The 6,956-nt window shown below is 39.5% G+C and carries 5 protein-coding genes; 1 reads left to right on the top strand and 4 read right to left on the bottom strand.

The window, feature by feature from the left end:
• Positions 1-138 precede the first annotated feature (138 nt).
• The 4 genes from PX481_RS26940 to PX481_RS26925 all read right to left on the bottom strand — a co-directional run bounded on the left by PX481_RS26940 (position 139) and on the right by PX481_RS26925 (position 4,484).
• The gene (locus tag PX481_RS26940; RefSeq protein WP_004163343.1) at positions 139-1,014 is read right to left on the bottom strand and encodes an N-acetylmuramoyl-L-alanine amidase-like domain-containing protein; all 876 of its coding nucleotides are present in this window, start codon (positions 1,012-1,014) and stop codon (positions 139-141) included.
• Positions 1,015-1,169: 155 nt separating this feature from the next.
• Entirely contained in the window at positions 1,170-2,663 is a 1,494-nt protein-coding gene (locus tag PX481_RS26935) for a P-loop ATPase, Sll1717 family (protein ID WP_288097003.1), read from the bottom strand.
• Positions 2,664-2,668: 5 nt separating this feature from the next.
• Positions 2,669-4,045: a KGGVGR-motif variant AAA ATPase gene (locus tag PX481_RS26930; RefSeq protein WP_272080589.1), complete on the bottom strand. Its 1,377-nt coding sequence runs from the start codon at positions 4,043-4,045 to the stop codon at positions 2,669-2,671.
• A gap of 7 nt (positions 4,046-4,052) precedes the next feature.
• Entirely contained in the window at positions 4,053-4,484 is a 432-nt protein-coding gene (locus PX481_RS26925; protein ID WP_288097000.1) for a HEPN domain-containing protein, read from the bottom strand.
• 710 nt (positions 4,485-5,194) lie between these two features.
• On the opposite strand from PX481_RS26925, the gene PX481_RS26920 reads away from it, so the two are divergent.
• A partial coding sequence (locus PX481_RS26920) for a cobaltochelatase subunit CobN (RefSeq protein WP_288096998.1) occupies positions 5,195-6,956 on the top strand: 1,762 nt, incomplete at its 3' end.

Genomic DNA, 6,956 nt, shown 5'->3' with positions numbered 1-6,956 from the left:
TTGAGGGGGTCAATTACCTAATTTTCAGGGAAAAAGTACCTGAATTTCCCCCTGATCACTCCCATGCCAGGCACTTTTGGATTTCAAAAAGGTCTAAAAGTCTTATCCAACAAGGTTTTTAGATTTATTCAGCAAACCCTACCTATTTCTTGGATCAAGGGAACGAACGACAAAAATACCGATGGCTTTGTCCACTTTAGTGATATATTTTTCTAGGTCTTTAGCAATGGTAACTTGACCAGCAGGAGAGGCATGAATTAAGCCAATTTTGCCATCGGCAAAGCGATAAACTAGACCGGTATGGGTGGTATCTAAACCAGCGATATTAGTCACGACACCGATAATATCGCCAGCTTGCAGTTGTGGATAAATATCTTTAATCTTAGCGGTGGGAATATAGGTTAAGGATAAGCTTTCTAATTGCCGTTCTAACTGTTGAATACAATGGTAATTACTTTGAGTTTTTAACTGGGGATATAGATGGCGGTTTTTGCTGATAAAGTTGAGCTTTTTGTCAAGAGTAATTCCTCCTAATTTGTGAGTAATATTTTCTAGATTGCCTCGTTTTTGGTTGTCATTAATCCAATCGGAAAAGTAATGCAGGCGACTACAATAACCGTCGAGAATACCGTGGCGATAACGCTGATTTAAAACCTGCTGACTAAAAGCAGAATACTGATAATTTTTTAAAGCAAAATTGTGACTCAAAGCGAGAACTGTTTCCACAAAGAGGACACAATCAAACTCTTTTAAAGAGATAAATAATTTTTCTGTAGGAGAGCGATCGAGTAATCCTGCTTGATATTTTGCTCCTAAAAATTGAGCGGCGATATTCTGGATTATATCGGCCATGGGTAAGCGATCGAGTTGTTGATTTTGGGCGTACTGCACCAGTTTTTGATAATTAGGATCGCTGACTTCTTGAGCAAGAATAGTTTCCGATCGAGCTATACTCAAGGGAATTAAAACAGGATTAATTAATAAATAGGGTAAAGTTATCCAATTAAAAAACATTGTCGATCGATTACTGAAAATAATAAGGGTTTATCACCGACTAATACACATTAACTATCGGAGTTATCAACTGTTAAAATCTGCCAGTATTAGTTATTATTGCTTCATGTATTTTACTATTTATTCTACATAAAATTATTGTCGATATCCTCAAGTTATTGAGGACGTTGAATCCCACCGCGACGTTTAACTTTAAACCCATATGAATAAATTTCAGGTATATTAATTCGATCATCAATCTGACTTTCCACCACACCCAATTGTATTAGATATTGCACAATCCCTTCAGGTTCCTGAACGGGAGGTTTGTTTTCTTTTTCAGGACTCCATTTAGTTGAGCGCACAGCCTCTAAAAAAGTTTCTTTCGGCATAGGAGTTTTTAACCCTTCTAAGTTAGTTTTTAGAGATTCTAACCAAGGATATTCTTCCTGTGCTAATTCTTTAATTCTATCCTCTGAAGTATCCATTAAAGCACTCTGGAGATCAGGGGGTTGTAGAAGGTATAGCTCGGTCAGTTGTTCAAAACGTTCTAATCTTTTGGCTGCCGCTAGGTCGAATAATTTTAGAAAAGAGCGAGGAGCAATTCTACCCCCAGTATCCTGAAGATGATTAGGTATCCATCGGTAGGTAATGCCTTTTTTAGGACTAACTCCCATATATTTACCGATCATTTTTTCGATTAATTCTTCAAATAATCGTTCATCACTACTAACATTCCATCCTAGTTGGGTTGAGCTTTCATAAATTAAATTAGGGATCATCTGTAAATAGTCTCTCATTTCTTGATCGGAATTAGCTAACCGTTTAATCCAGAGTTGATAGAGCCAAGAGCGTTGCCATTCTAGCCGATGGGATTGTAATTTAGAAGCATCAGGAAATCCCAAAAATTCCTCTCTAAATAGGTCGGTACGAAGAAATATTTTTGGTCGAATTCTCTCCCAACGACGAGAGCGATCGAGCCAAAAAGCTAATAATTCTCTAATCGGATTAGCTAGAGCATTATAAGTAGTCAATAACCGATCCAATTCATCATAAGTAATAAATAGCCATTGGTCAGAACTAATTAATTGTTCGTCTAATTTGTCAAGAACATAATTTAGATGTTCAAAATTATCTTTAACTAAAATTCTCCATTCTGATAAAAGCGATAACCTATTTTTAAGAATAGTAGTAATATTTGGATCCAATTCTTGACCTATAATGCTGGCAATATCAGATTCTTGTTCCTGTAAAATGACACCTAAAATCAATCCTAACCAGAAACTACGCCATTCAAGATTAGTAGCGTTTTGCATTTCTTTTTCTATAATTTCTGGTGACGGAAATCGTTTTGCAGTTTTGCGAGTGCGACCAAATCCTGCAATCCATCTGGTCTGATTTAAAGGAGCAAGACCTCGAATATTTAAACTATTAACTAAAGCTTCTCGTCCAGAGGGAATGGCTAGTAAACGAAATAATTCTGTTTTACCCACACCCCGACCACCTTGAATTAATAAAATGCTTGGCTCCAAAGCTTTTCTATAATCAACCACGGGTAAGAAATTTTTGAGAAATACGTCTTCATCATCACTTTCCTGTTCAGCAGTTGCTTTTCCAGGAGCAACTGCTCCCATTAATTCCAGTAACTTTTTTTTATCGAATTCAGCCATAATTTTTACCGATTGTTTATAATCACATCACGTCCAAATAATTGACAAAGCTTTTCAGCAATAGTTTGATAAGGAGAATCGGTCATAACTTTCACGAGATTTGCTAATCTCTCTTTTTCTTCTGGAGTATCGTGCCGTGAGTCACGAGTAAAGAGGGCAATATCTCCCCGCAGACTATTATCATAGGGGACAACTATCGGGAAAAATGGTGCATCAGTATCATTAGAGTTAGGGACATCTTCAGATTCAGTATAATAGTTTTCTTGGAAAATTGTATAGGCTCTTTGTCGAAAATTTCGTAACTCTCTTTCTCGGCCAACTGTTCCTAAAGATGGAGCGAGAGCATGAACTAAAATTAATGGTAAAGGATCCTCAGGGTTAGATAGGGCTAAATGTTGGATAACTTGGGTTAATCCTGCCCAACTTTGTCGAGATTCCGTACCAAAAATAACCACTGCATGGGAAAAATAAGTAATAGCTAAACCACCAATATCATGAAAACCTGCTCTTGCATCCATGAGAATAAAATCCAGTGGTCTGTTTAACCTTGCTATTTCTTCTAGCATTTGTTTTAAAATGCCTTGTAGTTGACCATTGACAAGATTTTGAAAGTCTAAACGAGCCAATTTTTCTAAATAATCTTGATCCACATTTCCTGCTGGTAGCAATTTTAAGATTTCACCTTCATCTCCTAACAAATTTGAGTCATTAATATCTTTTAAACTCAGTTTCCATTTGTCTTTTTGAACTTTCTTTTCTAGCAAATAGTCCATGACACCAGAATTAGCGGCAACATCTTTAGAAAAAATTGTGGCCAGACCGGGAGCTTCTAAATCAAGATCAACTATAGCGACTCGATGACCATTCCGCGCTAAAGTTAAGGCAGTAGCGGCAATAGTAGTGGTGCGACCAACTCCTCCTTTGAAGGAAAAAAAGGAGACAATAGCTGGTTTATATCCTTTTTCAACTTTTTCAAAATCCCAAGGCAGTTGCTGCCCAATTTTATTCTCTGTCCATGCTTGTTTAGCCAGATGACGTTCTAGAATATACCATTCCAAGCTTGGCGATTCATCGAACCAAGGTGCCTTAACTTTTTCCTTCATGATAAGATCAATCAGGGCTTTATAAGCATCTCCTTCTCCTTTTTGCCACCAAATATCACGGCCATAGTAATCCTCAAGTTTTTCAGACAGGAGTGTAGATAGATGGTTTTCTTCGTTTGATTCTATCTTGTCTTCCCCTTGTAACTCTAGAAATAAGCGAATTTTTCCCTCAACATCACGAATAATAATCACGGATTTTAGTTTGGCCACAAGAGAACCAAGACTGGAATCCTGAAAGCATTCCCTTACCCTAGCAAAAGTTTCACTAAAACTAATCATCAGAATCTTAAATATCCTTACTAGAAATATAACCGTTTAGCACTAATCTGGGAATAATATCTCGATAAATTTCTTCAGCACATTCAACGGCCAAGTTAGCCTGATCTTCAGTCCAATATCCAGATTGATAATATCTTCTTTCTGGGTGATTTTGCCCTAAGACAGTTCCCCGGATGCGAGAAACTGGTAACTGTTGCTCTAAACGAGGATAGAGAATTCCTAATCTTTCCCTCGCTTTACCTTCTAATTCCTTGAGATCATGTCCGAATTTTTTAGCGGCTTTTTGATCATTTTTAAAATACTGTTCTACTAAAAGCTTAAAAGCGCATTCTACTACATAACCAGCTAGGTAAATGGCATTGTCCCAACGGTTTTTAGACAGCAAAATTTTGGCATCTTGCAAATGTCGGCCTGCTGCACTAGCAAATAACTCGGTCATAGACGTATCGAATCAAATAAAAACTTTTTAGCCATAAACCAATTCTACCACCATAACGAAACTTTAAGAACTTTACTTCCTTATTGTTGATTTTTCAACCTAAACTTGCCAAATTTTCTGAAACTATTGCCTGATTTCCTCGCTATAATTAAGCTGTTGACTATCTAAATTACTCCTTAAGACTGCACTGGAGCGCCGGAGTTGCCAGTTCGAGCATTTGTACTAAAATTTCCAATAGGCAGTTTAAATCCAGTACAGCTTACCTGCTACTGAATCCTAACCCTAACAACAATTTTTGATTTTTACCAGAGGTCTAGGACAAGGACAAAAAGCTGATCTTGATTGAGTTATAGCACTTGCGGCCCTGTACGAGACGACCTCGAATCCTAACCCCGATCTTGAATAGGGACATCTCGTCTGAGGTGCTAATGAATAACACTTTTGGAATTAAAAGTCAATAGATTAAATATTAATTTTTGTAAAGAAAGGCCTGAGCATTTACTCAAAAAGCTCTTTACCATCTGTTACAAAATATGGCAAGATATTTATCAAATTGTGTCAAAACCCAGAGTAAATGCTCATTGGGGTGACATTTTCTGATACAAAACAGAAACATATATATCTAAACACCTTAAACAAAGGGCGATCGTCATCTGATGACGAAAATCACTTCATACCAGACTCAGCAATCCTAAGGAGAACCATCATATATGTTCACTCACGTCAAGTCCACCATTCGTCACATAGTTCCCGACGCGTTGAATGGTCGATCGCTGGTCAAGGTGGTCTATGTCGTGCTAGAACCTCAGTACCAAAGTGCGCTGAGTAGTGCGGTCAGGGAAATCAACGCTAACAACCGGAAACTAGCGATCGAAATTAGTGGTTATTTAATCGAAGAACTGCGCGATGGGGAAAATTATCGCAATTTTCAAGAGGATGTAGCCAAAGCTAATATTTTCATTGCTTCTCTCATCTTTATCGAAGATTTAGCCGATAAAGTTGTGGCCGCTGTCAGTCCCCATCGGGATAAATTAGACGCGGCGATTGTCTTTCCCTCCATGCCCCAGGTAATGCGCTTAAATAAATTAGGTTGCTTTTCCATGGCCCAATTGGGACAGTCTAAGAGTGTCATCGCTAACTTTATGAAAAAGCGCAGGGAAAACTCTGGCGCTGGTTTCCAAGATGCGATGTTAAAGTTATTGCGAACTTTACCGCAAGTCCTGAAATATCTCCCCATGGAAAAAGCTCAGGACGCACGCAACTTTATGTTAAGTTTCCAGTATTGGCTAGGGGGTTCGGCAGAAAATTTAGAGAACTTCCTGTTAATGTTGGCCGATAAGTACGTCTTCGATAACAAGGATGACAGCGTAGTTTACAAGGAACCGGTAGTTTATCCGGATCTGGGTATCTGGCATCCTTTATCCATGAAAATGTTCGAGGATGTCAAGGAATACTTCGCTTGGTACAATAACCGCAGTGATATTGCCGATGACTTAAAAGACCCCTTGGCTCCCTGTGTTGGCTTAATTTTACAGAGAACTCACCTCGTTACTGGTGATGACGCTCATTATGTCGCTCTCGTGCAGGAATTCGAGTCTATGGGTGCGCGAGTCCTTCCTGTTTTTGCCGGGGGATTAGATTTTTCTAAACCGGTAGAGGAATACTTCTGGGATAAAAGCTTAAAAGGAGTGGAAGCGGTTGCTATCGTTGATACGGTAATTTCCCTGACGGGATTTGCTTTAGTGGGGGGTCCAGCGCGACAAGATCATCCGAAAGCGATAGAATCCTTAAAACGTCTCAATCGTCCCTATATGTGCGCGTTACCGCTAGTTTTCCAAACCACCCAGGAATGGGAAGAAAGCGATTTGGGGTTACACCCGATTCAAGTGGCGCTACAGATTGCTATTCCGGAATTAGACGGTGCGATCGAACCTATTATATTATCGGGCCGGGATGGCGCGACGGGTAAAGCGATCGCTTTACAGGATCGGGTAGAAGCGATCGCTCAACGGGCGCTAAAATGGGCTACCCTAAGAAAGAAACCGAAACTCAATAAAAAAGTCGCCATCACCGTCTTTAGTTTCCCCCCCGATAAAGGGAATGTGGGAACCGCAGCCTATCTAGATGTGTTCGGTTCTATCTACGAGGTGATGCAAGCGTTACAAAATAATGGTTATGACTTGCAGGACTTACCCGCATCTCCCCGGGAACTGATGGAAGCGGTAATCCATGATGCCACCGCACAATACCATAGTCCGGAGCTAAATATCGCCTATCGGATGTCCGTACCGGAATACGAACGCTTAACCCCCTATTCCGTCCGTTTAGAGGAAAATTGGGGACCACCACCTGGACATCTCAACAGTGATGGACAAAATCTATTAATCTACGGCAAAGAATTCGGTAATGTCTTTATTGGGGTTCAACCTACTTTCGGTTATGAAGGGGATCCGATGCGTCTGCTATTTTCTC

The sequence above is a fragment of the Microcystis sp. M53603_WE2 genome, from assembly GCF_030065435.1.
Note: the sequence above shows the minus strand (reverse complement) of the source record. Positions and strands in the feature narration are given on the sequence as shown.

Bases quoted from the DNA above. Each gene is read 5' to 3' on its own strand.
- PX481_RS26940 (WP_004163343.1), bottom strand. From the start codon at position 1,014: ATGTTTTTTAATTGGATAACTTTACCCTATTTATTAATTAATCCTGTT.
- PX481_RS26925 (WP_288097000.1), bottom strand. From the start codon at position 4,484: ATGACCGAGTTATTTGCTAGTGCAGCAGGCCGACATTTGCAAGATGCC.
- PX481_RS26930 (WP_272080589.1), bottom strand. From the start codon at position 4,045: ATGATTAGTTTTAGTGAAACTTTTGCTAGGGTAAGGGAATGCTTTCAG.
- PX481_RS26935 (WP_288097003.1), bottom strand. From the start codon at position 2,663: ATGGCTGAATTCGATAAAAAAAAGTTACTGGAATTAATGGGAGCAGTT.